Consider the following 25143-nt stretch of genomic DNA (forward strand, 5'->3'; position numbering starts at 1 on the left):
GTCACGGCGAAAGCGAATTCAGGGGGCGACAGCGAGAAGAGAAGGAGCGGTGGGCTGCGGTGGGGTGCCTACACCAGCGCGCAGCGCTTTAGTTCAACGTATAGTGAACACCGATTTCGGTGCAATCTACTTTTTCGCGAGGGGGGTTCCCAGGGGTAGTTCCAGACTCATCAAGGTGTATACCGGAACACATGGATGTGTATACTACGGGTTCGTAAGAACAACGCACAGATTCATAACGAATTTCTGCCCGTCAATACACCAGGAAATCCTCCGGAAAACACCCCTGGACCGCCGGTAGACACCCCTTCCGGTTCGGAGAATACGCCTGCCGAAACCGGAAACTCCCCCTCCCCACCCGAGCTTCTCGACCAAGTGTGTGATCAGATCTGCTTGCGCCATTACAGCATACGCACTGAAGCACAATATATCCACTCGGTCAAGAGATTCATTCTCTTTCACCGCAAGCGTCATCCCCGCGAGATGGGCACTGGCGAAGTCGAGGTCTTCCTGACACCTCTTGCCGTCGAAGGCCAGGTGGCGGCTGCGACCCGGAACCAGGCTTTGTCGGCTTTGCCATTCCTGTGCCGGGAGGTGCCGGGCATCGACCTGCCGTGGCTGGATGGAGTGGTACGAGCCAGGCCACCGGAGCACTTGCCGGTAGTGCTCACAGGCAAAGAAGTCCAGCGCGTGCTCGACCGCATACAGGAGGTCTATGCGCTGCTCGCGCATCTGCTTTACGGCAGCGGCATGCGCCTGATGGAAGGAGTTCGCTTGCGAGCATATTTCCGGCAGTCCTCGTCGCCTTTGCTCTCTGCTCAACTCTCCAGTTCGACCCGCTCGCGAAAGTGCTCGAGCGCCTCGGGGTTGGCCAGGGCTTCGATGTTCTTGATTGGCCGGCCATGCACGACGTTGCGCACGGCGAGTTCGACGATCTTGCCGCTCTTGGTGCGCGGGATGTCGGCGACCTGGAGGACCCTGGCCGGGACGTGGCGTGGCGTGGTGTTGCGGCGGATTTGCTGCCTGATGCGGTCGAGCAGCGCTTCGTCGAGGAGTTGTCCCTCGCGCAGCTTGACGAACAGCACGACGCGCACGTCGTGCTGCCAGTCCTGGCCGATCACCAGCGACTCGACGACTTCCGGCAGTTGTTCGACCTGGCGATAGATCTCGGCGGTGCCGATGCGCACGCCGCCAGGGTTGAGAACGGCGTCGGAGCGGCCGTAGATGATCATGCCCTGGTTGGCCGTGAGTTCGACGAAGTCGCCGTGGCACCAGACATTCGGGAAGCGATCGAAATACGCAGCATGGTATTTGGCGCCATCGGGGTCGTTCCAGAAGCCGATCGGCATCGCCGGAAAAGGCGCGGTGCAGACCAGTTCGCCGCGTTCGCCGGAGCCGGCCGGAATCGGCTGGCCGTCGTCGTCGAAGACCGCGACGGCCATTCCCAGGCCGCGGCATTGCAGCTCGCCGCGGTATACCGGCAGAATCGGATTGCCGAGCGCGAAACACGAGAGGATGTCGGTCCCACCGGAAATCGACGCCAGCAACAGGTCGGGCTTGATGTCGCGATAGACGTAGTCGAAGCTTTCCGGGGCCAGCGGGCTGCCGGTCGAGAACATCGTCCGCAGGGCTTCGAGGCGATGCGTCTGGCGCGGCTGGAGACCGGTCTTGGCCAGGGCATCGATGAATTTGGCCGAGGTTCCGAAGTGCGTCATGCGTTCGGCGTCGGCGTAATCGAAGAGGATCGCTCCGGGCTGGCCGCCGGCGCCCGCAATGAACGGGGAACCGTCGTAGAGCAGCAGCGTTGCGCCCGAAGCGAGGCCGGAAACCAGCCAGTTCCACATCATCCAGCCGCAGGTGGTGAAATAGAAGAGACGGTCGTCCTGCTTGAGGTCGCCGTGCAACTGGTGTTCCTTGAGGTGTTGCAGCAGAGCGCCGCCGTGACCGTGCACGATGCACTTGGGAATACCGGTGGTGCCCGAGGAAAACAGGATGAACAGCGGATGCGCGAAAGGCAGCGGCGCGAATTCGATTTCGTCGGCGGCAAAGGGGGCGATGAAGTCGGCGTAGCGAACGCCGTTGCGAATCGTCGCCAGCGCAGGAGAGTCGTCGAGGTAGGAAACGACGACTGTTCTGGCGACGCTGGCCATCTGCGCGGCGACTTCGGCGTTTTTGGCCATGCAATCGACCGGCTTGCCGTTGTACCAGTAGCCATCGACGCAGAGCAGGACCTTGGGTTCGATCTGCCCGAAACGGTCGAGAACACCCTGGACACCGAAGTCGGGCGAAGCCGACGACCAGATCGCACCGAGCGAAGTGGTGGCGAGCATCGCGATCAGCGCTTCGGGCAGGTTCGGCAGGTAAGCGGCGACACGATCGCCCTGGCCGATCCCGGCGGCCTGCAAGGCTTGCGCGCAGCGCGAAACCTGCGCGTAAAGCTCGGCGTGCGAGAGGCGACGCCGGCACTTGTCCTCGCCCCAGAATACCAGCGCGTCGGCGTGGTCATGGCGGCGCAGCAGGTTCTCGGCGTAGTTCAGCCGGGCTTGCGGAAACCAGCGGGCACCGGGCATCCGTTCGCCGTCCTCAAGCACCGTCGGGCCGCGTTCGCCGATCACGCCGCATTGCTCCCAGAGAGAAGTCCAGAAAGCCTCGGGCTGCGCCACCGACCAGCGCCACAGGCTCGCATAATCCGGGCAGTCGACCTGCCAGCGGCGGTGGACTGCGGTGATGAAGGCGCTCAGCCGGGCTGCCGCGATCCGTTCGGCGCTCGGGCGCCAGAGAACTGCAGGGTCCATCTCCCCTCCTCTCTTCAGGCTGGCAGGGCAGCGCGCATGCTTTCCGGAATCGGCACCGATTTGCCGGTCGCCACATCCATCCAGACGATCTTGGCGTCGCCGGTCGCGTACAGGGTATCGTCTCCCTGCCGGCGGATTTCGTAATGCGTCTGCACGCTGCTGCGGCCGGGATGTCCGCAGAACATTCGCACTTCGACGACACCAGGGTAGTTGATCGGGATCAGGAAGGTGCAACTGGCGTTGATGATCACGGGCGCCTGGCCACGCGGCGTCAGCGTGCAGCCGATCTGTTCGAGAAACTCGACCCGCGCCTGCTCCATGTAACGAAAATAGATCGTGTTGTTGACGTGGCCGTAGGCGTCCATGTCACCCCAGCGGATCGGCATCAGACTGGTCAGGACGAGTAGGCGTGGATTGGTCATGGCAATTCCTTGATCGGATGGCTGACGATTCCCGCCGGTCAGCCGTAGAGGTTGGCGCAAGCCGGCTGCAGCCGCAAAAAACGGCGACCGCAGTCGGCCGGTTCGCTCAGAACAGGTCTTCAGGCAAGGCGTTAACGCCTTCGGCACCCTCGGCGATGCTGCTCGCCAGGCCGGCGGCCTGCGACAACACATGGTCGGCATAGAAGCGGGCGGTGATGATCTTCGCGGAATAGAAGGGATCACGGTCTCCCGCGTCGATTTTCGCTTGCGCGATCAGCGCCGCACGGGCCATCTGCCAACCGCCGGCGACGATCCCGAGAAGCATCAGGAACGGCACCGCGCTGGCCGATGCGGCACGAACGTCAACCCCGTAGGTGGCCACCAGCCACTCGCCGGCAGCCGCCAGTGCGTCGACGCCGGCCGTGAAGCGGTTGCGAATGACCGCAAGATGTCCGCCTTCCCGGCCCGCAAGACCGGCGTCGAGTGCGCGCATTTCCTCGATCACCGCTTTCAGGGTGGCACCGCCTTCGCGCGCCATCTTGCGGCCGATCAGATCGTTGGCCTGGATGCCGGTAGTGCCTTCGTAGATCGTCGAGATCTGTGCGTCACGCAGGTGCTGCGCGGCACCGGTCTCTTCGACATAACCCATGCCGCCGTGCACCTGCACGCCGATCGAGGCGATGCTGACCCCCGATTCGGTGCTCCAGCCCTTGACGACCGGAATCATCAGATCGACGAAGGCCTGCTGGCGCTTGCGCTCGGCGGCATCCGGATGGCGGAGGGCGGTGTCGTGTGCAGCCGCCACCACGTAGGCCAGTGCCCGTGTGGCTTCGGCACGCGAACGCATGGTCATCAGCATGCGGCGCACGTCGGGATGCTTGATGATCGCCACTTTCGGACCACCGCGCACGCCGACATCGGTACACTGCACGCGTTCGCGTGCGTAATCGCGGGCACGCTGGTAAGCGCGCTCGCAAGCGGCGACACCTTCGAGACCGACGCCGAAGCGCGCAGCGTTCATCATGATGAACATGTACTCGAGACCACGATTCTCCTCGCCGACCAGGTAACCGACAGCACCGCGATGATCCCCAAAGGCCATGATCGCGGTTGGGCTGGCGTGGATGCCGAGCTTGTGCTCGATCGACACACAATAGGCATCGTTACGCTCGCCGAGGCTGCCGTCGTCATTGACCATGAACTTCGGCACGACGAACAGCGAAATCCCCTTGACGCCCTCGGGCGCTGTCGGCGTCCGCGCCAGCACGAGGTGGATGATGTTCTCCGTCAGGTCGTGCTCACCGTAGGTGATGAAGATCTTCTGCCCGAAAATCAGGTAGCTACCGTCGGCCTGCGGCTCCGCGCGCGTGCGCACGGCGGCCAGGTCGGAACCGGCACTCGGCTCGGTGAGGTTCATTGTCCCGCTCCATTGGCCACTGACCATCTTTTCGAGGTAAGTTGCCTTCAACTGGTCGGAACCGGTCAGTACCAGGGCCTCGATGGCGCCGGCGGTAAGCAGCGGACACAAGGAAAACGAATGATTGGCCGATTTCCACATCTCGGCGACGGCCGCCGCGACCACTTTCGGCAGTCCCTGCCCTCCCCATTCCGGTTCGCAGGCCAGTGCCGGCCAGCCGCCGTCGGTGAACATCCGGTACGCTTCCTTGAAACCCGCCGGCATGGTCACCGTCTTGTCGTGCCAGCGGGCGCCTTCCTGGTCCCCCGACCAGTTGAGCGGCGACAGGACTTCGGTGGCAAACCTGGCGGCCTCTTCGAGAACCGCGTCGACCAGATCGGGCGTGGCTTCCTCGCAACCCGGCAGCTCAGCCACCCGCTCAAGCCCGGCAAGTTCCTTGAGCACGAACTGCATGTCACGGAGCGGGGCAAAGTATTCACTCATGTGTTTCTCCTCATAGGGTTGGTATGGACGGCTGGGCGGCTTCGCAGGCCACCGTGAGATCGATCAGGAATAACACTTCCTCGACGACCGGCAAGGTGAAACCACTGCGCTGCCCATCCCGATGGTCGCGCAGCAGTTTCTCCAGATAGACGGGACACTCCGGTTTCCCCCACAGTGCGATCAGTTGATCGCGGATGTGCGGCAGGTCTTCCAGCGTGGTCGCCTTTTCAGGGGGCGCATCAAGCGCAACCAGATGAAGCTGTTTGCGCGCTTCATTGGCATCCCAACGAATCACTTCAACGTTGAAGGCCCGGTTCAGCCGCAAGGTCAGCGCCTCGAATTCATCGCGCATGCCGTTGTGCTGGTAAATCTGGAGCAGGCGGATCCAGGGGCGCAAGGACTCCTGTGGTTGCGCTGCGAGATATTCCTCGAGGGTTTTCGTCGCGTTGGTGACACGACCGAAAGACAGCATGACCTCGGCCAGTTCGAGTATCGGCGTGGTCCCCGCGACCTCGGGCACGATCGACAAGGCTGGTGCAGAAACCGGGATCGCCGCCGGGTCGGGTGTTGCCGGCGGTGATTTGGGTGGGGACGCCGGTGTCACCGGCGCGGCTGCCCTGGCGGCCGGCATCTCGCGGCGCGTTGCTCGCTCGACCGGCGCGACTGCCGGCGGCGCACTTCCCGACCTCTTTGGCCTGTTCGACAACACAGGCTCACTCCGATCCGGCATCGAGGGAAGGTTCGGGCTGGCCGGGAGAACTTCCGCCACAGCGGGACGACGGAACAGCAGCATCAGCACCACCACCAGGGCGGCAACCCCGGCATACAGGATCCACTGCTCGAACTCCATGGCAACAGCCGGCCCGGCCGGGATCGCTGCCGGCAGCGCAGCAGGCACGGCCGGCGGCAGCGCCGCCGCTGCAGCAGCGCCGCGGGGAGGAGCTGCCGTTGGCGAGGGAATGGCCGCCGCCACACCGGCAAGGCGATCCTCTGCCCGTCTCAGCTCGGCGACGTTGGCTTCGAGCCAGGCCAGCTTGTCGCTCAGCATCTGCTGGTCCGTGTTCGCATCCCTGAGGATCTCGATCGTCCGCTGTTCGAGGCGCAGCAACTGACGGCCAAGGTCGCTCGTCGCGGGTGCAGCAGACAGTTCTTCGCTCAGGCGCAGGGGCATCGTCGCTTCTGCATGGGCATCGCCGGCGGCTGCCGGCGGCACGCGCCGCCTGGCTCCCGGCAGAGGGTCCGGATCTCGCTGCGCGGCTGCCACAGGGTCTGCCGCCCGCGGCTGCGCTGGCGCCTCGGGCACCGCCAGCAGCAGGAGCAGCGCGCAGACCATTGGCAGGAGGCCCGGCCAGCGGCTAAAGATGGGCCGCGCCATCAGGAAAGCGCGCCGTGGCGTGCCGAGGGTTGACGAGGAAAAGTCATTTTCTTCCGAAAAACTGGGCATCCTCAAAGTCCGCCAGCAAATCCGGCCGATAGACGGCAAACAGGGTAGCGAACATTCCCGACAGCCAGGCCTCGGAAAAACCGAGCAGAAAGAAATACGGGAGATACTCGCCAATCAGATACTCGCTGGAGTAGGCGCCGGCCAGCGCCAGCAGCAGACACACCGTCACGCCGACGGCCATCACCGTCAGCGCCGCGGCGAAGAAGCCCTTGCAAAAAATATAGACGAACAGGTGGCGCGGCAGCAGCCACTCGACCAGTCGGTGCAGTCCCTGACTGACGGCCACGCCGACGCCGGCCATCAGCAGGGCGTTGATTGCAAAAGCCTCGCTGCCGGCGGCTCCGTTCACGCTGACTCCGACCAGCACCAGGCACAGGCCGATGAATGCCAGAGACCATCCGAAACACAGGGTCAACAGCGTCGCACCCAGCAGGTGCATGGAAAGGCCGGGTTTGACTCCGGCCTGCAGATGCCAGAGCAGGATCAGCGCGACGATCATCGCCAGAAAGGCGTTCAAACGGGTGCTGTCGGCCAGCACCCGCCACGGCGCCCGCCTGGCCGCCAGCCCGGCGAGTGCAGCAAACAGCAGCCACGCCAGCCAGGTCCATGGCCCGTCGAGCAGTCCGTCCGGCAGGTTCATGCTGCTCGTGGTCCTGGTTCCCGGCAAGGCTCAGCCCAGGGCGGCCTGTAGCGCCGGCAGGACTTCGAAGAGGTCGCCGACCAGCCCGTAATCGGCAACCTGGAAGATCGGCGCTTCGGCGTCCTTGTTGATCGCCACGATCACCTTGCTGTCCTTCATCCCGGCCAGGTGCTGGATGGCTCCCGAAATGCCGACTGCGATGTAGAGCTGCGGCGCTACGATCTTGCCCGTCTGCCCCACCTGATAGTCGTTCGGTGCATAACCGGCATCGACCGCCGCGCGCGATGCCCCCACGGCAGCCGCCAGCCTGTCGGCCAGGGGTTCGAGCAATTTGTGGAAGTTCTCGTTGCTGCCCATGCCGCGCCCCCCCGAGATGATGACTTTGGCGGCGGTGAGTTCGGGACGTTCGGATTTGGTCAATTCACGGCCGATCAACCTGCTCCTGGCCACGTCGGGACCGGCAGTAAGCGTCTCGATACTGGCGTTGCCTCCCTCGCCTGCCGCTTCGAAAGCGGTCGCGCGCACGCTGATGACCTTGATCGGGTCAGCCGACTGGACGGTGGCAACCACATTGCCGGCGTAGATCGGACGCCGGAAAGTATCGGCGGAATCGACGGCGATGATCTCGGAGATCTGCGCCACGTCGAGCAAGGCGGCGACGCGTGGCAGAAAGTTCTTGCCGCTGGTGGTCGCGGCAGCCAGCAGGTGAGAATAGGCGGCGGCCTGCGCCACCACCAGTGCGGCGAGGTTCTCGGGCGACTGCTCGGCGTAGGCGGCAGCGTCGGCGACCAGCACCTTGCTCACGCCGCTGATCCGTGCCGCCGACTCGGCTGCCGGCGCACAGGCGCTGCCGGCAACCAGCAGGTGAATGTCGCCCCCGATCCGGCTTGCGGCAGTGACGGCATGGTGTGTCGCCGCCTTGATCGAAGTATTGTCGTGCTCAGCAATAACGAGAATGGCCATGGTCAGATCACCTTTGCTTCAGTCTTGAGTTTCATCACCAGATCGGCGGCATCGGCCACCTTGATGCCCGCCGTTCGTTTCGGCGGTTCGGCAACTTTCAGTGTCTTCAGGCGCGCTGCGACATCGACACCGAGCGCTGCCGGAGTGGTCGTCGCCAGCGGCTTCCGTTTGGCTTTCATGATGTTCGGCAGGGTCGCGTAGCGCGGCTCGTTGAGGCGCAGGTCGACAGAAACCACCGCCGGCAATGGCACCTCGACGGTTTCAAGACCGCCGTCGATCTCGCGCGTGACCGTCGCCTGCCCGCCCGCGACGACGATCTTCGAGGCGAAGGTCGCCTGCGGCCAGTTCATCAGACCGGCCAGCATCTGTCCGGTCTGGTTGGCGTCGTCGTCGATCGCCTGCTTGCCGCACAAGACCATCTGCGGTTGTTCATTTTCACACACCGCCTTCAACAGCTTGGCGACGGCCAGTGGCTGCAATTCGCCATCACTCTGGACGAGAATGCCACGGTCGGCGCCGATGGCCATTGCCGTGCGCAGGGTTTCCTGGCAATTCGCCACCCCCGCTGAAACCACCACCACCTCCGTGGCGATACCGGCTTCCTTGAGGCGAACCGCCTCCTCGACGGCGATTTCGTCGAAGGGATTCATCGACATTTTGACGTTGGCCAGATCGACGTCGCTCGCATCCGCCTTGACGCGCACCTTGACGTTGTAATCCACCACCCGTTTGACTGGCACAAGGATCTTCAATTTTTCTCTCCTTTATTACTGCAGCGTAATCGATAGCAATCGCGATCCAGGCAGGCCGCGTTTGACATTGCCGGATGCTCACCGGACAATACGCCATACCTAAGCGTATGGATGGCGTACGGTACCGTATGGAGTGATGCCTGTCAACACCATAGCCCGCGGCAGCGGTGCGTGAAATAGTAATATTGCCTCAGCTGCGTGATTCAGGAAAGGAGCACAATGATGAAGCACAGAAATACCCGGCCACGGGCGGCACTCGACCGCAACGAGTGGGTCGAAGCCGCCATTGCAGTGCTTGCCGAACAGGGCGTGCAAGGCATGCGGATCGAGGTTCTGGCGAAGGACTTCGGCGTCACCAAGGGCAGTTTTTACTGGCATTTCAAGGACCGTCAGGACCTCTTCAATGCCGTTCTCACGACCTGGCGTGACGGTCGCATCCGCGACATCAACAAGCAGACGGTGGCCACGCCCGGCAAGGAGCACGAACAACTCCTGCACCTGATCGAGGTCTACGGCGCCATGCGTAACCACAAAGGCATCTCGATCGAGCTGGCGGTACGCGAATGGGCACGCCGGGACGCCCAGGCCGCCGCCGTGGTCGAAGAAGTCGACCACTGCCGTCTGGAATGCACCCGCAAACTGTTCGTTGCCCGCGGCCTGGCCGACGACGAGGCGAAGAGCCGCAGCCTGTTGCTCTACGCCTACGTGTTCGGGCAGAGTCTGATGGCTTGCGAGAGCTACGACCCCAGGCTGAGCGACTTCAAGCGCTGGATTGCCGAACTGATCGCCAAGGAATAGCGCCAGTCGGAATGCCCGGATCAGTGGCTACTGCCCAGCGCTGGAAACTGCGCAGCGTAGCGCGCGATCCATTCCAGTGCTGCCGCTTCCCCGTCAAGCACCCGTCCTTCGCTGCGCAACACTTCCTGGCGATAGTGCTCGATCTGGCAGATCTGTTCGACCATGCGTGCGGCGAAGACATCGGCGGCTTCCTGGAAACGAATACCGACTTCGTAGTCCCCGTAATCCCGGCCATCGCGACGGCACCACACGACCGAGCCCGCTGCGCGGAAAGCCGGCTCGACGATCGGAATGGTGAGCACGACCCGGGCTCCGACCGTCAGCGGGTGATCCGAGCGACACGCCAGTCCGCCCAGGCTGACGTCCTTCAGCCGCCGTGGTGCGCTCTGATGCCAACCTTCGGCATCGATCTCGATCGGAATATCCGCCGGATGCCGCAGAAAACTGCGCCAGGCCAGTGGTGCCGAACCCATCTGCAAGCCCTCCTGAAGTGTGGACCTCGACCAATAACCAGAAAAGCGAATGCTTCGTTGAAGCGCACTGTATCTGTGCCAGAGGGAGCGGTCAATCACGGTCTGCCTCCTGCCGCGCGTATCCAGCCAGCCAGCGCGCGCAGGATGGTATCGAGGACATCGCCCAACACGGTCGTCCTGCCCGGCAAGAGGCTGGTGGATCGTCGCATCGGTCACCGGCAGAAATCGTCGGCGGGCAGTACTCGCATCTGAACGCCCGCTTGTCGCACCCCTCAGCCACCCACTCGTTGGCACAGGCCGGGCTGTGGCCGGATTTGACTGCGACCGGGGAATGCCGGGAGAGGAGGGTATTCGCGCTCATGACCGTGAAAGTCGCGCAGCGGGTTTGCCGCCTTCGCTTGATTTCATGAGCGCAGGTGCCGCGTGAGGCTCATACGTTGATGCAGGATGCGGACCACGCCAGCTTCGTCAGCGCGGTAGATAATGACATGCGCACCCACCAGGTAAAGCCGGTGGGTTTCCGGGAGATCGTCCCGGCGGTGCCCAAGCAGAGGATCGCGGCCAATGGCCAGCAATGCCTGGTCAATCTTGTCCCGGTATGCCTGAAGCTAATTCGAACCCCATGTCTCGCCGGTGTAACGCAGAATATCGATGAAGTCCTGTCTTGCCTTGGGTGAAAGCCTGACCGGTGCATTACGGAAGGACATCGGGATCCATCGGCTGGCCGCTGTGCATCGCCTGCGTGGCACTGTGCGTGATTTCCTCGAGCACACCAGGCGTGTAGTCGACCCCTTCACCGCGGTCGAACTGATCGTCGCCCTTCTGGATAGCCGTATGCCACGCGGCCACTCGACTGTCCTCGGCCTGCATGCGACGAATGGCGTCGCGAATCACTTCCGTAGCGTTACCATAGAAACCACTGGCTACCTTGCCCTTGATGAACCCTTCCATCTCAGGCGAGAGCTTGACGTGCATGGTCATCGGGGGACCTCCTTTCAGTTTCCCTATCCAGAATATCCATAGCATCGATATTACACAAGGAAGATTACCTGGCCTATTCTTGCCGGCCAGGTCTTCCGATGGGTAGGTGGGTAGGTATGTGGCTTGACATGGATAGTCGACGCAGTGCAGAACACCGCTGCATGGGCGCACTGCGGCTCGTGTCTCGCCGGCCAGCTCCGCGTTCCCTCTCCCCCAACCCATCTTCCACAAGTCGGGAGGGGAGATTCGTGCTCCTCATGCTCGTCTCCTGCTGAAGGCATCGGTTGAATCGTCAATATCGAAGGCAGAATATCCGGTTCCCGAAGCCTACTTCCATTCCCCCCGCAGGCCGGCAACAATCCCCTGCAGATGCTCGGGAGTCGCCGCCACGGGGGCGACCGGCGTACCGACGACCAGCGCGATCTTCGAGAACAGGCCGCGGCGCAGTGGCTTGCTCATCGCCGGCCCGTCCTTGCGGCTGAAGAAGCTGCCCCACAGACCCTGCAGAGCCATCGGAATGACCGGCACCGGCGTACGTCCGACGATACGCTGTACGCCTGGGCGGAAAGGATAAAGCTCGCCACTGTCGGTGATCCGGCCTTCCGGGAAGATCGCCACCAGTTCGCCTGCCGCAAGGGCACTCGCCACCTCCTCGAAAGCTGCTTCCATCATGACCGCATCGTCCCTGGCCGGGGCAATCGGGATGGCGCGCATATGGCGGAAGATCAGGCTGATCACGGGCATGCGGTAAATGCGGTAATCCATCACGAAACGGATCGGCCGCCGGCTCGCCGCCGCGATGACGATCGGATCGACGAAGCTGACGTGGTTGCACACCAGCACCGCTGCGCCCTCCTCTGGGATGTTCTCCAGCCCGCGCTGCTGCAGGCGGTACACCGAGTGCACCAGCAGCCAGGCAATGAAGCGCAGCATGAACTCGGGCACCAGGCTGTAGATATAGACCGCCACCACCGCATTGCACAGCGCGGCAACGCCGAACAGGGCGGGAATCGAAAGTCCGTCGCCGAGCAGTCCGGCGGCGACCAGTGCGCCGCAGACCATGAACAGCGCATTCAGGATGTTGTTCGCGGCGATGATCCGCGCCCGCTGCTCGGGTGCGCTGCGCAACTGGATCAGGGCATACAGCGGCACGATGAAAAAACCGCCGAACAGGCCGAGGGCAAACAGGTCGAAGAGCACCCTCCAGGTGGGGTGCAGGGCGAGCAGATTGGCCAGCGACAACGGCGCCCCGACCGGTAGCAGTGCTGGTGAAGCGAAAGCCAGGTCGATGCCGAAGAGCGTCAGACCGATCGAACCGAAAGGCACCAGACCGATTTCGACGTGCCCGGCCGACAGGCGCTCGCAGAGCAGCGACCCGAAACCGATGCCGATCGTGAAGATCGCCAGCAACAGGGTCACCGAGGTCTCGCTGCCCCCAAGCACATTCTTCGCATAGGCTGGAAACTGCGCCAGGAACAGTGCGCCGTATAGCCAGAACCAGGAAATCCCGAGAATCGACAGAAAAACCGTCCGGTTCTGACGGGCAAAGCCGATGTTGCGCCAGGTTTCGGAAAACGGATTGAGGCTGACGACCAGATCCGGGACCGGTGCCGGCGCTGCCGGGATACCGCGGCTGCACAGATAACCCAGGACCGCGATCACCAGTCCGGCGATGGCCACCCAGCCTGGATGCCCGGCGACGCCGGCAAGCAGGCCGCCGGCCAGGGTGCCGATCAGGATGGCCACGAAAGTACCGGCCTCGACCAGCGCGTTACCTCCGACGAGTTCATCTTCACGCAGGTGCTGCGGCAGGATCGCGTATTTGACCGGCCCGAACAGCGATGAATGCAGGCCAAGCAGGAACAATGCGCTCAACAGTACCGCCAGACTGTGCGTCGAGAAACCGAACAGGGCAATGCCCATGATGACGATTTCGAGCAGCTTCACCAGCCGTGCCAGCTTCGCCTTGTCGTACTTGTCGGCGAGTTGCCCGGCAGTCGCCGAAAACAGGAAAAACGGCAGGATGAAGATGCCGGCAGCCAGATTGGTCAAGACCTCCGGCGCCAGCGTCGTCCAGTTCATCGCCTGAAAGGTGAGCAACACGACCAGCGCATTCTTGAACAGATTGTCGTTGAATGCCCCGAGAAACTGTGTCGCAAAAAAAGGGGCGAAGCGGCGAGTGTTGAGCAGAGCAAACTGGGAACTCATGCAGTCTTCCTAAAGTGGGTGACAGGACAGGCCGCTCACGGCCGACAGTCTGGCGGCGCGTAACCAGACCCCGCGACATCCGTCCGTCCGGGTCCTTGGTTTGGGCTGACGCGACCAGGATTCTCGCATGCGGACGGTCATCCGTTTTACCGCCGCCCCCAGGCCAGATCGCGGCGCCGGATCTTGCCGTTGGCGGTGCGGGGCAGAGCGTCGGTGAAGATGACCTCGCGCGGACATTTGTAGGCCGCCAGATGTTCGTGAGCGTAAGCCAGCAGCGGCGCGGCGTCGAGCCCGTCAGGCTCGTCGGGATCGCGCGGCACCACGAAGGCGGCGATCACGCTGACCCCCTCACGCACCCCCAGCTCGGTCACCGCCACTTCAGCCACTGCCGGATGCCTGCTCAGGCAATGCTCCACCTCCAATGGCGACACCCGGTAGCCCATGGCGTTCATCATGTCGTCGTTGCGGCCGTGATAGATCAGGTAGCCGTCAGCGTCGAAATGTACCAGGTCGCCACCGATGAACCACTCGCCCCGGTAGACCAGTTCTTCCTCGTCCGGACGCTTCCAGTAGCCGAGCATCAGGCCGGGATCGCTGCGATGCACCGCCAGCAGCCCGGTTTCACCTGGCAACAACGGTTCTTCGCCCTCCTCGACCGGCAGCGCCACCACGCAGCGGCCCGGCTGTGGCTTGCCCGGACTGCCCGGCCGTACCGCCACGCTGGGCGAGGAGGAGATGTAGGTCGAGCATTCGCTCATTCCCAAGGCCTCGAACAGCTCCTTGCCGGTCGTCGTCCGCCACTGTTCGAGCAAGGCGCTGCCCAGTGCCTCGCCGGCGGTCAGGCCATGGCGCAAGCTCGACAGGTCGAACGTGCGCAGGTCGTTGTACTTCAGAATCTGCCGATACAGCCCCGGCACCGCGGCAAACAGGGTCGCCCGGAACTTCTCCATGAGCATCGGCCAGACCGTGACATCGCGAGGCCCGTTGTAGAGCACCGCGGTCGCACCGTTGGCCCAGGGATCGGTCAGACCGACCCCCAGCGTATAGGTCCAGTTGAACGCTCCGGCGTGCAGGATCACATCATCCTGGCGAATGTCATACCAGCCCTGATACATCGGTCGCCGTCCCCAGGCCGAGCGCTGGGCATGCAACACGCCTTTGGGCTGGCCGGTGGTGCCGGAGGTGTAAATCAGAAAAGCCGGATCGTCAGCAGCGGTATCGGCGTAATCCATGATCGGATGGTAGGTTCGCAAGCGCGCAATGTCGGCGGGAGTCAATACGCGCACCTCCGGCGGTGGCTGGATGGCCAACTCTTCCGACATGGCGACCATCCCGGCGCCGGCATCGGCCAGCAGAAAATCCGCCTCCTCCTCGGTCAGTTGCGCCGATGACGGCAACGGCACACAGCCGGCAGCGATGGCGCCGAAGAACAGCAGGGCGTAATCGCTGGTATTGCCCATGCGGATCATCAGCCGCGCCCCCGGTGCAAGGCCCCAAGCACGCAGTCCAGCCGCCACTTGCCGGACAGCCTCGTCCAGTTGCCGGTAAGTCCAGCATTCCGCCCGTTCGGCCGGCGCCCTGGCGTCGGACACCACGACCAGTGCCACCTTGTCCGGGGTCTCGCGCGCGGCAGCCGCCAGACAGTAACGCGCCATGTTGAAGCGTGCCGGCGGCAACTGGCCCGTGTAATGCCCCCTATTTTTCACCATTCACCTCGACTTCCAGAAATTCGGCGGGAACCGCTGCAGAGGAAGACCCAAAGCGCATTGCCAGGCCCTTTCTGGCATCGATGACCAAGCCAGTTTGGAACACAGCGCCGATATCCACGCAGGTAAGCGCGTGCCGGTAAACCGAATACTATCCAACAATCCTAGACGCCATCGACCGCCGGGTGGAATTCCGGGTAGTGGAATGTGGTAAGTGGGGAAAGCCGCCGCCCCGTACTCGCTGCGGCGCATGGCCTGGCCATCAGCCTGGTCCAACAGGCCGCGGCGCCGGACGAAGAGGCTGGCGATCCGTTGGCGCAGGACCACCTGCCGTCCTTGCCGGTGTGAGGCATTCGTCCAGGGTGGCGGCGAAAGATTACGGCTGCACAATCATGTTCTTGGTCAGCGGGTCGCCGACGATGTCCTTCACCTTGCCGTCGCTGCCCCACATCAACTGGTACTCGCCGAAACTCGACATCCACATGCGCCACATCGGCGCGTCAAGTACCGGATTTTCCTGCGTGAGCGGGTAACCGACGGACATGATCACCTGCTCGCGCGTCATGCCTTTCATCACCTTGCCAAGTTTGATGGCAGCCTGGATGTTGGCGGGGAAAGTCGCCAGTTTGACCTTGGGGTCCCGCTGTACGATCCAGCGTGCCATGTACTCCTCCAGCGACAGTTGTTCGCGTGTGTAGTCCTGGCCGACGCGCATGGGCTTGCCACCGATGGTGACGGCAGCCCGATGGCGTCCGTACGAAGATATCGACGCTTGGGTACCCAGGGGAATCATCGGCCAGCCGACATAGTTCAACTCGTTGATCCAGTCGTTGCCCGCCTCGTGGCGCATGTTGCAGCAGGTATAACCGGAGAGCAGCGGCGCCGCACTTTTGGCTTCGGATGTTCCCGCCCCGCCGGTCTGACAACCCGCCAGCACACCCGCCGCCAGCATCGCAGCGATCTGGACGCTTCTCTTGCTTGTTTGCACGTGCAAACTCCTTTCATCGTGAATATCAACGTTGCGGCCAACGCCGCGAATGTACCCAAACAAACCCATCCCACACAAACCCATCAAAGAGTAGAGGGCAGGCGAAAGCCTGCCCTCTACTCTACCCGCTCCCTGTGCGGCGCTCATCGCCGACCGGGCCGGCGAGTTCGAGCGCCAGATCCTCCGGCGACCTGGCGCGGTTGAAGTAATAACCCTGCACTTCGTCACAGCCAGCCAAAGCCAGCAATCGCAGTTGTTCCTCGTTCTCCACCCCTTCGGCAATGACGCTCAGGTTCAGGCTGTGTGCCAGGGCGATGATCGCGTGGGCGATGGCCCGGTCTTCCACGTCGGTGGCAATATCCTTGATGAAGGAGCGGTCGATCTTCAGCTTGTCCACCGGCAAACGCTTCAGATGGTTCATCGATGAATAGCCAGTGCCGAAGTCGTCGATGGACAGCGACAAGCCCAGATCCTTCAGCTCTTTCAGCATGGCCTGGGCCATCTGCGCGTCTTCCATGACGATGTTTTCGGTCAGCTCCAACTCCAGCCAGCGCGGGTCGATACCCGTTTCCGCCAGGGTGCGCGTGACCGTGTCCACCAGGTTACCGCTGTGGAACTGCTGGTTCGAGATGTTGACTGAAACCTGCAAGGGCCGCAGGCCCCGATCCGCCCATTCCCGCAGTTGCAGGCAGACCCGGCGAAGGACCCAGTCGCTCATGGGGCCCAGCAGGCCGGAACTGGTGGCGGCCGGCAGGAATTCACCCGGACAGAGCAGTCCCCGCTCCGGGTGCCGCCAACGTATCAGCGCTTCCAATCCCACCATGGCGCGGCTGACCAGGTTGTACTTGGGCTGGTAATGCACCACCAACTGTTCCTGCTGCAGGGCCCGGCGCAGGGCCGCCTCCAGGTTCAGGAGGCTCAGCGCGCTGGCGTTCATGGTGGAGGCATAAAACACCACCCGATCCCGGCCCGACTCCTTGGCCTGGTACATGGCGGTATCCGCATTGCGCAACAGGGTGCCGAGATCATCGCCATCACCGGGAAACAGGGCCACACCGATGCTGGTGGAAATGACCAGTTCCATGCCGTCGAGGTGAAGAGGCTGGCGCAGGGTTTCCAGGATGCGCTGGGCAACCCTGGGAACATCGCTGTCCCGGCGGATGCGGGACATCAGCAGGGTGAATTCGTCGCCGCCCAGGCGGGCAAGCAGGGTGTCGTGCCCCGTCTGCCCCATCGGCGCCATGACCAGGTCAGTGCTGCGCACTGCCCGGCGCAAGCGTTCGGAAACCTGCCGCAGCAGCTGGTCGCCGGTGCAATGGCCCAGGGTGTCGTTGATGCGCTTGAAACGGTCCAGATCCAGGAACATGACCGCCAGGGTGTCACCGTGGCGCCTGGCCTGGTCCAAGGCGAAGGCAAGCCGGTCCTCGAACTGGGTGCGGTTCGGCAGCTTGGTCAAGGGGTCGAAGTAGGCCAGGTGTTTGATCTGGTCCTGGGCCTGCTTGCGCTCGCTGATATTCTCCACGGTGGCGATGAAGATGTCGTTGCCGCGGTCGGAAACCAGGCTGACCTTGCATTCCACGGGGAAATCGCCGTGGTCGGCATGGCGTGCCAGCATCTCGTCCAGGTTGGGCCGCGTCCGGGATGGCTGGGGAAAGAGAAAAGTGTCCTCCGGGATGGATGGGAACAACTGGCCAATGCAAAGGTTGGGGAAACGCTCCGCCGGATAGCCGAACATCTCCCGTGCCGCCCGGTTGGCTGATTGGATGCGGCCATTGGTGCCATAGGTCAGGATACCATCGCTGATGGCTTCCAGGATGGCGCGGGTTTTCTCTTCCCGATCCGAGAGTTCCCGATAGGCGTCAAAGAGCTGGCGACTCTTGTCCTCCAGGATGCTTTCGGCTTCCTTGCGTGCCCGCCGCTCCCGTTCCGCCCGGCGGAACATCCACTCCAGATCGTTCATGCACCAGGCATCTTGGTGAGGGTGAAGCGAACCCGGGTCTCGTCTCCACCCGCCAGGTCTTCCCGGGCAATGCCGATTTGCTCGTCAAAGTGGGCGGCGGTACCCTGCAACAGCCCTTCCGCCAGGTCCGCCAGAGGGCGGCGGGAACGGTAGATCAGCTCAAGGGTGTCTTCATTCGGCTGGCGCCACTCGAAATGCGGCAGTTCAGCGTCAGGATAAAGCTTCAGGACTTCCCGGTGGATGTGGTCCTCGATGCCCTTGAGGAAATCGAGGCTGTTCCCGGCGCCTTCGAGAAACATCGGATAAGCCGCGGCGAGACGGCCGAAGAGATGCCGGCCAAAGGTCCGCACCAGTTCCACCACGGGTTGGCCGGTGAGACGGCCGAGAGTGGTGACCAGGGTGAGCATTTCCTGATGGTCATAAGTACCCACCGCCGTGTAGGCCCCGCCGGAGGGGAGATGGCTTTCCTCGATCATGCGATCCGCCAGCTCCGGGGAGAAACTGTCTTCGACGAACTCGATGTATTCGGAAAATACGATGCCTCTCATAGGTGGACTCCACTGGATGTCGCAAAGGTTCTGCCAGGAGCCCATGTCAGGCTAAGGCCATCGTTGGCCTTGACGGAACCCAGGTATTGGCGAATTTGCCGCAGCTCGACGCGCCTTCTGTTTCACACATCCCAAGAACAGGAAATTCAACCGGCATTGCGCGAGTATCTGCGCTCTTGCAGCCCATCGTCAACCGGGAATTTGCGCTGATTTTTCCCTGCCCGCCGCATGGTCTGGGAGAGCGCCGGCGCCAACCCGGCAGCCACTCGCGAGACCGTGAGAAAATACCCAGACTTGGGAAACCTGCCGATACCCTGTGCCGGACAAGTGGCGTCTCCCACCCGAAAACCTTGGCCAGAACACTTGCGCACACACGCCCGTTCGGGCCTGAAATGAACCATTCATGGCATCACTACGCTCCCTGCTCGGCGAACTGAGACGGTTGACAACCCGGATCGCCCCGAGCCTTTCCGCCTGCGTCGCCGGCACGCTCGACTCCCTCCGTCACCCGACCCGGCGCGGGGTGATCCGGACACTGCTGGCCGTGCCAGCGCTGTTGCTGGTTTATGTGGTGATCCTGATCCCCTTCACGCCAAGCATCAGCAGCATCCGCAAGGCGTCATCGGAACAACCGGCCCAGATCCTCTCGGCAGACGGCAGGAAACTGACCGAATTCAAGCAATCCAACCGGCAATGGGTCGCACTCTCCGGGATTTCGCCACCTGTCATCGACGCCCTGATCGCCACGGAAGACCACCGCTTCCATGCGCATTTCGGTCTCGACTGGCGACGCACGGTCGCCGCCGCGCTCAACAGCCTCAGCGGCGATCGCCAGGGAGGTTCGACCCTCACCCAGCAGCTTGCCCGCAACCTGTACCCGGAGGAAATCGGCCGGGCGCCGACACTGACGCGCAAGATCAAGGAAGCCATTACGGCATTGAAAATCGAAGCCATCCACAGCAAGGACGAAATCCTCGAGACCTACCTCAACAGCGTGCCCTTCCTCTATAACGCCTACGGCATCGAGATGGCGGCACGCACCTATTTCGATACCTCGGCCGGCCAGCTCGATGTGCTGCAAAGCGCGACGCTGGTCGGCATGCTCAAGGGCAACAGTTACTACAACCCGGTGCTCAATCCCGAACGCGCCCTGCAGCGCCGCAACACGGTGCTGAAACAGATGGTCAGGCGAGAAAAACTCACCCAGACGCAATTCGACTCGCTCAGCAAGAAACCCTTGCTCATCGATTTCGAGCGACAGACGGAGCCGCCGGGGCCGGCACCGCATTTCGCCAGGCAACTGCGCAAGTGGCTGATCGCCTGGGCCGATCGCAACGACTACAGCATCTACGGCGACGGGCTGGTGGTACGCACGACCATTGATTCCCGACTCCAGGCAGCGGCCAACCAGGCCGTGACGCGCCAGGGCAACAGCTTGCAGAACATCGCCAACGCGGCCTGGGGAAAGCGCCCGGCGTGGAGCACCGAGTCCAGCCTGGTCCAGGCCTTCATCCGCGAATCGCCGGAGTACGCCGCCGCCATCGCCAAGGGCCGGACGCCTGCCCAGGCCACGCAGGAATTGCAGGTCGACAAGGACTTCATGCGCGTGCTGCGCCAGCAGAAGACGCAGATACAGATCGGTTTCCTGGCCATCGATCCGCGCAACGGCCACGTCAAGGCCTGGGTCGGCAGCCGCGATTTCGAGCAGGAAGCCTTCGACCACGTGCAGCAGGCACGTCGCCAGCCTGGCTCGACCTTTAAACCCTTTGTTTATGGCGAAGCGTATCGCCAGGGCGCCAGCCCGGACGACCGATTGATCGACCAGGCGGTGGAAATCGACGTCGGCGGCAGTGAGGTCTGGCGGCCCACCGATGGCGCGCCGCCAAGCGGCGAGGCGATGAGCCTGAGCGATGGACTCGCCTACTCCAAGAACACCATCACCGCGCAACTGATCCAGCAAGTCGGCCCCGCCAAGGTGGCCAGACTCGCCCGCCACATGGGCGTGCGCCAGAGCAAGCTCGAAGCGGTGCCATCGCTGGCGCTGGGCACCAGCCCCGTCACCCTCAAGGAAATGGTTGCCGCCTACGGGACGATCGCGAACGGCGGCGGCTACCTCGAGCCGCTGCTGGTCAGCCGCATCGAAGATCGCAACGGCCGGGTCATCGAAGAATTCATCCCGCAGGACCCCGACAGGGCGCTCGAACGCGACGTCGCCTACACGCTGCTCGACAACCTGCGCGGCGCAATCAACCGCGGCACCGGCAGAGACATCCGCAGCCGCCATGGCATCCGCGCCGACGTGGCCGGCAAGACCGGCACGACGCAGGACAACGCAGACGGCTGGTTCATCCTGATGCACCGGCAGTTGGTCGCCGGCGCGTGGGTCGGTTTCAACGACAGCCGCGTCACGCTGCGCAGCGATTACTGGGGTCAGGGGGCGCACAGCGCCCTGCCGGTGGTCGGCGACTTCTTCCGGAACGCCTTGCGCGCTCGCCTCATCGATCCGCGTGCGCGCTTCGCGGCACCGGAGGATACCGGTCTGTGGGCACGCATCAAGAGCTGGTTCCGGAGTCTCCTGTCGCAGGAACCCGTCGCCGAACCCAAGCCGCAACGGATCGCAAAACCCGCCCGGAAACAGGAACCTCCCCAGGAACCGGCAACGCCCGCGCCGGCCGCATCGCCCCCTGAAGCCCAGAGCGATCCGCTGCAAGAGAAGATCGATCAGATCATGAAAGAGAGCGAAGAAGCCGAACGGCTGCCGACGGATCCATCACCCGCGGCGAAGGCGGAGGACTCCCGATGAAGCGGGAGGTGCAGTGCTTCTCTTTGGATGGGAGCGGCGACTTTCTTCATTCCTCTGCACGATCCCTGGCACCTTTGCAGATATCCGGACTTCGGCTCGATTCTCGCAAAAAGCTGCCGGCGCGTCATGGAGTACGCGCCGGCAGCTTGTGCAGGGAACCGCTGACAACCGCTTACGCGAACAGCCACCCCACGTCGACCGACGTTTGGCCACCGTAGGAGGCACTCAACAATTCGGCGATCCCAGTCAGCGTGACGCCCGCAGCAGCAGCGTCCTCAGCCGACACATTGAAGTACACGTCGGTCATGTCCACCGTCTGCCCATCGGACATCGTGGCGCTGCTGCGCTCGAGATGCACGTTACCCTGACGGTCCAGGAACGGCAGCTCGGTGTAGGCCGTGGCCAGCTCGCTCACACCGGCCTCGGCAAGCGTTGTCAGTTCGCCGTCGTCGGTCTGGTGGTTGCCGTTGGCGTCACGCCAGATCCTCAGATCGGCAAAGGCTGTGTCGGCAGCATTGACCAGACCATCGCCATTGCTGTCGTATTCGGCCAGTTGCGCAAAACCCGCGCCCCTGGCCGTGCCGCCAAACAGTTCGCTGATGCTGTCGATCCTGCCGTTGCCGTTCCTGTCGACCGCCAGGAAACCGTCGCCACCCGAGATCCACCCCGAAGCGACCGCGCCGCCGTTGCCGAAGAGGTCGAAACTGCCACCGGAATCGGCGCGGCTGACGGTCTGGATGCCGTTACCGTCGAGGTCGATGACGATCGGCGTGATGCCGGCGTCGCGGGTCAGGTCGTTCTGGCCGGAAACCAAGGTGAAGGCGCTGGTCTTGGTGACGTTGGTGGTAGCGATGGCGTCACCGGCGACGTCGGAGTCGATTGCGTCATTGCTCCCCGCATCCTTGACCGCCCACTTCCAGTTGCTCATGTTGTTCCACTGCCCGTAGTTGTAGTGCTGGACATTGGTCTTGTCGAACTGGAGGACGTAGGTGCCTGGATCGAGGTTGCTGAACAGGTAGTTACCGCTGCTGTTGGTGGTGGTCGTGGCCAGTACCGTGGTGCCGGTGGCATCCATCAGCTTGACCGTGATGCCTTTGATACCGGGCTCGCTGGCATCCTGAACGTTGTCGTGATCCATGTCGTCCCAGACCTTGTCGCCAACCGAGGCCTTGCGGTAGAGGCCCGCATCCCAGCTCAGGTCGTTTTCGCCGCTGATCAGTGTTGTGAGAACGGTCTTCCCGGTTGCCGAATCGATGTCGGAGTCGGTCGCATCGTTCCCGCCCTGATCCTTCGGCGATACGAAGTAACCCGTCGGCGCGACCACCTGCACCTTGTAGTCACCCGGAGTGAGGTTGCTGAAGAGGTAATTGCCGCTGGTGTTGGTGGTGGTCGTAGCCACGGTGCCATCCGACGAGTTGAGCAACTTGACGGTCACCCCACTGATCCCGTTCTCGCCCGTATCCTGAACCCCGTTGGCGTTGCGGTCTTCCCAGACGCGGTCGCCGAGTGAGGCCAGGACGGGTTGTGCAGCCGGATTCTTGTAATGGCTGAGGTCGGAGTCGGAAGAGGCCCCCGGAGCCGTCACCGTGGCCTTGTTCTCATAGGCCCCCGAGACCGGACGAACCGTCAGCGTCTCGATCTTGAACCGATCCTCCGGCGTGGTATCGCCTGTCCAGCCGGAAATCACCAACACGTTGCCGGACACATTGCCCGCGTTCAGGTCGGCTAGCCGGGTCGAGCTGAGGTCGGTCAGATTGACCTCGGTGAACCCCAGCGCGGTAAGCTCGGCGTCGCTGAGCATCGTGTCGTGGTTGTTGAACGGGTCGCTGCGCGTACCGATCCACACCGACAGGTCGCTGTCGCCGACGACATAGCCCAGGAAGGTCGAGTCGACGACCACGTTCTGATTGAATTCGAACAGGACGTAGTTGTCCCGCCCGCCCAGGTTGTCCACCGTATGCGTGTCGCCACTGCCACTCTCGCTGCTGTCGGTCACGCCAAGTCCGCCGCCGTAGCTGCCGAGGTAGGCTTGCGCCCAGGCGCCCGTGCTTTGATCGCGGCTGAAGGCGCTGGCCTTGACCGACAGGGTGCCGGAGGTGAAGGTGCGAACGTTGCCGTCGCTCCCGTCCGTGGCGCTGCTGCCCGAGAAGTCGAAGGTGGTCGCGGCGCCCGCAGTCGTCAGGTTCTGGACGGTGCCGGTGGCCTTGTATAGCCAGGCCTCGCCTGGGTCCAGCAGATTATTGGTATTGCTGTCACCCGACTGGTAAGTGATCTTGCCGTTGGCCACCGAGAGGTCGTCCGCAGTATTCCCGGTCGTGCCGTTGTCGTCGACGATCGCCACATCGTTTTTCGCAAACGCCACGTTGCCGGTATTGCTCACCTTGTAGGTCCAGGTGACGCTCGAACCAGGGGTCAGGACCGGCACCCCGGCGCCGTTGGCGGCATCTTCGTTGTCGTAGTCGGGTGCCGTCGAATTGCTGTTGCTCGGCCCATTGGTGGTCTTCTCGATGTCGATCTTCGGCGTCGGGGTCGGTGCAACCGGATTCTTGTAATGGCTGAGGTCGGAGTCGGAAGAGGCCCCCGGAGCCGTCACCGTGGCCTTGTTCTCATAGGCCCCCGAGACCGGACGAACCGTCAGCGTCTCGATCTTGAACCGATCCTCCGGCGTGGTATCGCCTGTCCAGCCGGAAATCACCAACACGTTGCCGGACACATTGCCCGCGTTCAGGTCGGCTAGCCGGGTCGAGCTGAGGTCGGTCAGATTGACCTCGGTGAACCCCAGCGCGGTAAGCTCGGCGTCGCTGAGCATCGTGTCGTGGTTGTTGAACGGGTCGCTGCGCGTACCGATCCACACCGACAGGTCGCTGTCGCCGACGACATAGCCCAGGAAGGTCGAGTCGACGACCACGTTCTGATTGAATTCGAACAGGACGTAGTTGTCCCGCCCGCCCAGGTTGTCCACCGTATGCGTGTCGCCACTGCCACTCTCGCTGCTGTCGGTCACGCCAAGTCCGCCGCCGTAGCTGCCGAGGTAGGCTTGCGCCCAGGCGCCCGTGCTTTGATCGCGGCTGAAGGCGCTGGCCTTGACCGACAGGGTGCCGGAGGTGAAGGTGCGAACGTTGCCGTCGCTCCCGTCCGTGGCGCTGCTGCCCGAGAAGTCGAAGGTGGTCGCGGCGCCCGCAGTCGTCAGGTTCTGGACGGTGCCGGTGGCCTTGTATAGCCAGGCCTCGCCTGGGTCCAGCAGATTATTGGTATTGCTGTCACCCGACTGGTAAGTGATCTTGCCGTTGGCCACCGAGAGGTCGTCCGCAGTATTCCCGGTCGTGCCGTTGTCGTCGACGATCGCCACATCGTTTTTCGCAAACGCCACGTTGCCGGTATTGCTCACCTTGTAGGTCCAGGTGACGCTCGAACCAGGGGTCAGGACCGGCACCCCGGCGCCGTTGGCGGCATCTTCGTTGTCGTAGTCGGGTGCCGTCGAATTGCTGTTGCTCGGCCCATTGGTGGTCTTCTCGATGTCGATCTTCGGCGTCACCAAGATCACACCCGCATCGAGCGTCGGGTTATGTTCGCCCGAGGCCAGCGTGACGATCTGCGTCTTGCCCGTCGTGGTGTCGGCGTCGGAGTCGGAAATATCGTTGCCGACATTCTGACCGGTGAACACGGTGCCTGCCGGGGCGGCAAACTGTACCTGGTATTCCACACCCGGAGTCAGGCCCGTGAATTGATAGAAACCGTCGGTGCCGGTGGTGGTCGTCGCCG

18 protein-coding genes and 1 pseudogene are annotated in these 25143 nt (G+C 63.1%); 3 read left to right on the forward strand and 16 right to left on the reverse strand.

The annotated features are described in order from the left end of the window. Nucleotides 1-195 precede the first annotated feature (195 nt). Nucleotides 196-603 (forward strand): annotated as a pseudogene (locus V5B39_RS15655) (phage integrase N-terminal SAM-like domain-containing protein); the annotation flags it as partial. A gap of 215 nt (nucleotides 604-818) precedes the next feature. Here the strand turns inward: V5B39_RS15655 and V5B39_RS15660 are convergent. The 7 genes from V5B39_RS15660 to V5B39_RS15690 form a co-directional block, all read right to left on the reverse strand. Further along, entirely contained in the window at nucleotides 819-2795 is a 1977-nt protein-coding gene (locus tag V5B39_RS15660; protein ID WP_332343800.1) for an acetoacetate--CoA ligase, read from the reverse strand. Between the two features lie 14 nt (nucleotides 2796-2809). Then, nucleotides 2810-3217, reverse strand: a complete 408-nt coding sequence (locus tag V5B39_RS15665) for an acyl-CoA thioesterase (RefSeq protein ID WP_332343801.1) — start codon at nucleotides 3215-3217, stop codon at nucleotides 2810-2812. Between the two features lie 106 nt (nucleotides 3218-3323). Then, nucleotides 3324-5117, reverse strand: a complete 1794-nt coding sequence (locus V5B39_RS15670; protein ID WP_332343802.1) for an acyl-CoA dehydrogenase C-terminal domain-containing protein — start codon at nucleotides 5115-5117, stop codon at nucleotides 3324-3326. A 10-nt stretch (nucleotides 5118-5127) separates the two neighbouring features. Next, a complete protein-coding gene (locus V5B39_RS15675) occupies nucleotides 5128-6561 on the reverse strand; it encodes a hypothetical protein (RefSeq protein WP_332343803.1) in 1434 nt (477 codons plus the stop codon). Further along, entirely contained in the window at nucleotides 6536-7201 is a 666-nt protein-coding gene (locus tag V5B39_RS15680) for an energy-coupling factor ABC transporter permease (protein ID WP_332343804.1), read from the reverse strand. Before V5B39_RS15680 ends, V5B39_RS15675 begins: the two co-directional genes overlap by 26 nt. A 30-nt stretch (nucleotides 7202-7231) precedes the next feature. Further along, nucleotides 7232-8164 carry an electron transfer flavoprotein subunit alpha/FixB family protein gene (locus tag V5B39_RS15685; RefSeq protein ID WP_332343805.1) on the reverse strand — a complete coding sequence of 311 codons (933 nt, stop codon included), beginning with the start codon at nucleotides 8162-8164 and terminating at the stop codon, nucleotides 7232-7234. A gap of 2 nt (nucleotides 8165-8166) precedes the next feature. Next, nucleotides 8167-8916 carry an electron transfer flavoprotein subunit beta/FixA family protein gene (locus V5B39_RS15690; protein ID WP_332343806.1) on the reverse strand — a complete coding sequence of 250 codons (750 nt, stop codon included), beginning with the start codon at nucleotides 8914-8916 and terminating at the stop codon, nucleotides 8167-8169. Between the two features lie 222 nt (nucleotides 8917-9138). On the opposite strand from V5B39_RS15690, the gene V5B39_RS15695 reads away from it, so the two are divergent. Next, on the forward strand, nucleotides 9139-9714 hold the full coding sequence (locus V5B39_RS15695; protein WP_332343817.1) for a TetR/AcrR family transcriptional regulator: 576 nt from the start codon (nucleotides 9139-9141) through the stop codon (nucleotides 9712-9714). A gap of 20 nt (nucleotides 9715-9734) precedes the next feature. Here the strand turns inward: V5B39_RS15695 and V5B39_RS15700 are convergent, their stop codons facing one another. The 8 genes from V5B39_RS15700 to V5B39_RS15735 form a co-directional block, all read right to left on the reverse strand. Next, complete coding sequence (locus V5B39_RS15700; RefSeq protein WP_332343807.1) at nucleotides 9735-10187, reverse strand: PilZ domain-containing protein; 453 nt, start codon at nucleotides 10185-10187, stop codon at nucleotides 9735-9737. Between the two features lie 404 nt (nucleotides 10188-10591). Beyond that, complete coding sequence (locus tag V5B39_RS22240) at nucleotides 10592-10762, reverse strand: type II toxin-antitoxin system RelE/ParE family toxin (protein WP_434735706.1); 171 nt, start codon at nucleotides 10760-10762, stop codon at nucleotides 10592-10594. 118 nt (nucleotides 10763-10880) lie between these two features. Beyond that, nucleotides 10881-11168: a type II toxin-antitoxin system ParD family antitoxin gene (locus V5B39_RS15710; protein ID WP_332343809.1), complete on the reverse strand. Its 288-nt coding sequence runs from the start codon at nucleotides 11166-11168 to the stop codon at nucleotides 10881-10883. Between the two features lie 327 nt (nucleotides 11169-11495). Next, nucleotides 11496-13376: an MFS transporter gene (locus tag V5B39_RS15715; RefSeq protein WP_332343810.1), complete on the reverse strand. Its 1881-nt coding sequence runs from the start codon at nucleotides 13374-13376 to the stop codon at nucleotides 11496-11498. Nucleotides 13377-13522: 146 nt separating this feature from the next. After that, a complete protein-coding gene (locus V5B39_RS15720) occupies nucleotides 13523-15085 on the reverse strand; it encodes an acyl-CoA synthetase (RefSeq protein ID WP_332343811.1) in 1563 nt (520 codons plus the stop codon). A 373-nt stretch (nucleotides 15086-15458) separates the two neighbouring features. Then, complete coding sequence (locus V5B39_RS15725; RefSeq protein WP_332343812.1) at nucleotides 15459-16070, reverse strand: hypothetical protein; 612 nt, start codon at nucleotides 16068-16070, stop codon at nucleotides 15459-15461. A 121-nt stretch (nucleotides 16071-16191) separates the two neighbouring features. Continuing rightward, nucleotides 16192-18030: a putative bifunctional diguanylate cyclase/phosphodiesterase gene (locus V5B39_RS15730; RefSeq protein WP_332343813.1), complete on the reverse strand. Its 1839-nt coding sequence runs from the start codon at nucleotides 18028-18030 to the stop codon at nucleotides 16192-16194. After that, nucleotides 18027-18578 (reverse strand): heme NO-binding domain-containing protein, encoded by a 552-nt coding sequence (locus V5B39_RS15735; RefSeq protein ID WP_332343814.1) that lies wholly within the window; start codon nucleotides 18576-18578, stop codon nucleotides 18027-18029. Before V5B39_RS15735 ends, V5B39_RS15730 begins: the two co-directional genes overlap by 4 nt. Before the next feature lie 403 nt (nucleotides 18579-18981). On the opposite strand from V5B39_RS15735, the gene V5B39_RS15740 reads away from it, so the two are divergent. Then, nucleotides 18982-21381, forward strand: a complete 2400-nt coding sequence (locus V5B39_RS15740; RefSeq protein WP_332343815.1) for a penicillin-binding protein 1A — start codon at nucleotides 18982-18984, stop codon at nucleotides 21379-21381. Between the two features lie 172 nt (nucleotides 21382-21553). Here V5B39_RS15740 and V5B39_RS15745 read toward each other — a convergent pair. Beyond that, the coding region (locus V5B39_RS15745; RefSeq protein WP_332343816.1) for an SdrD B-like domain-containing protein at nucleotides 21554-25143 on the reverse strand (3590 nt) is incomplete at its 5' end.

Origin of the sequence: Accumulibacter sp. (assembly GCF_036625275.1) — a bacterium.
Lineage (GTDB): Bacteria > Pseudomonadota > Gammaproteobacteria > Burkholderiales > Rhodocyclaceae > Accumulibacter.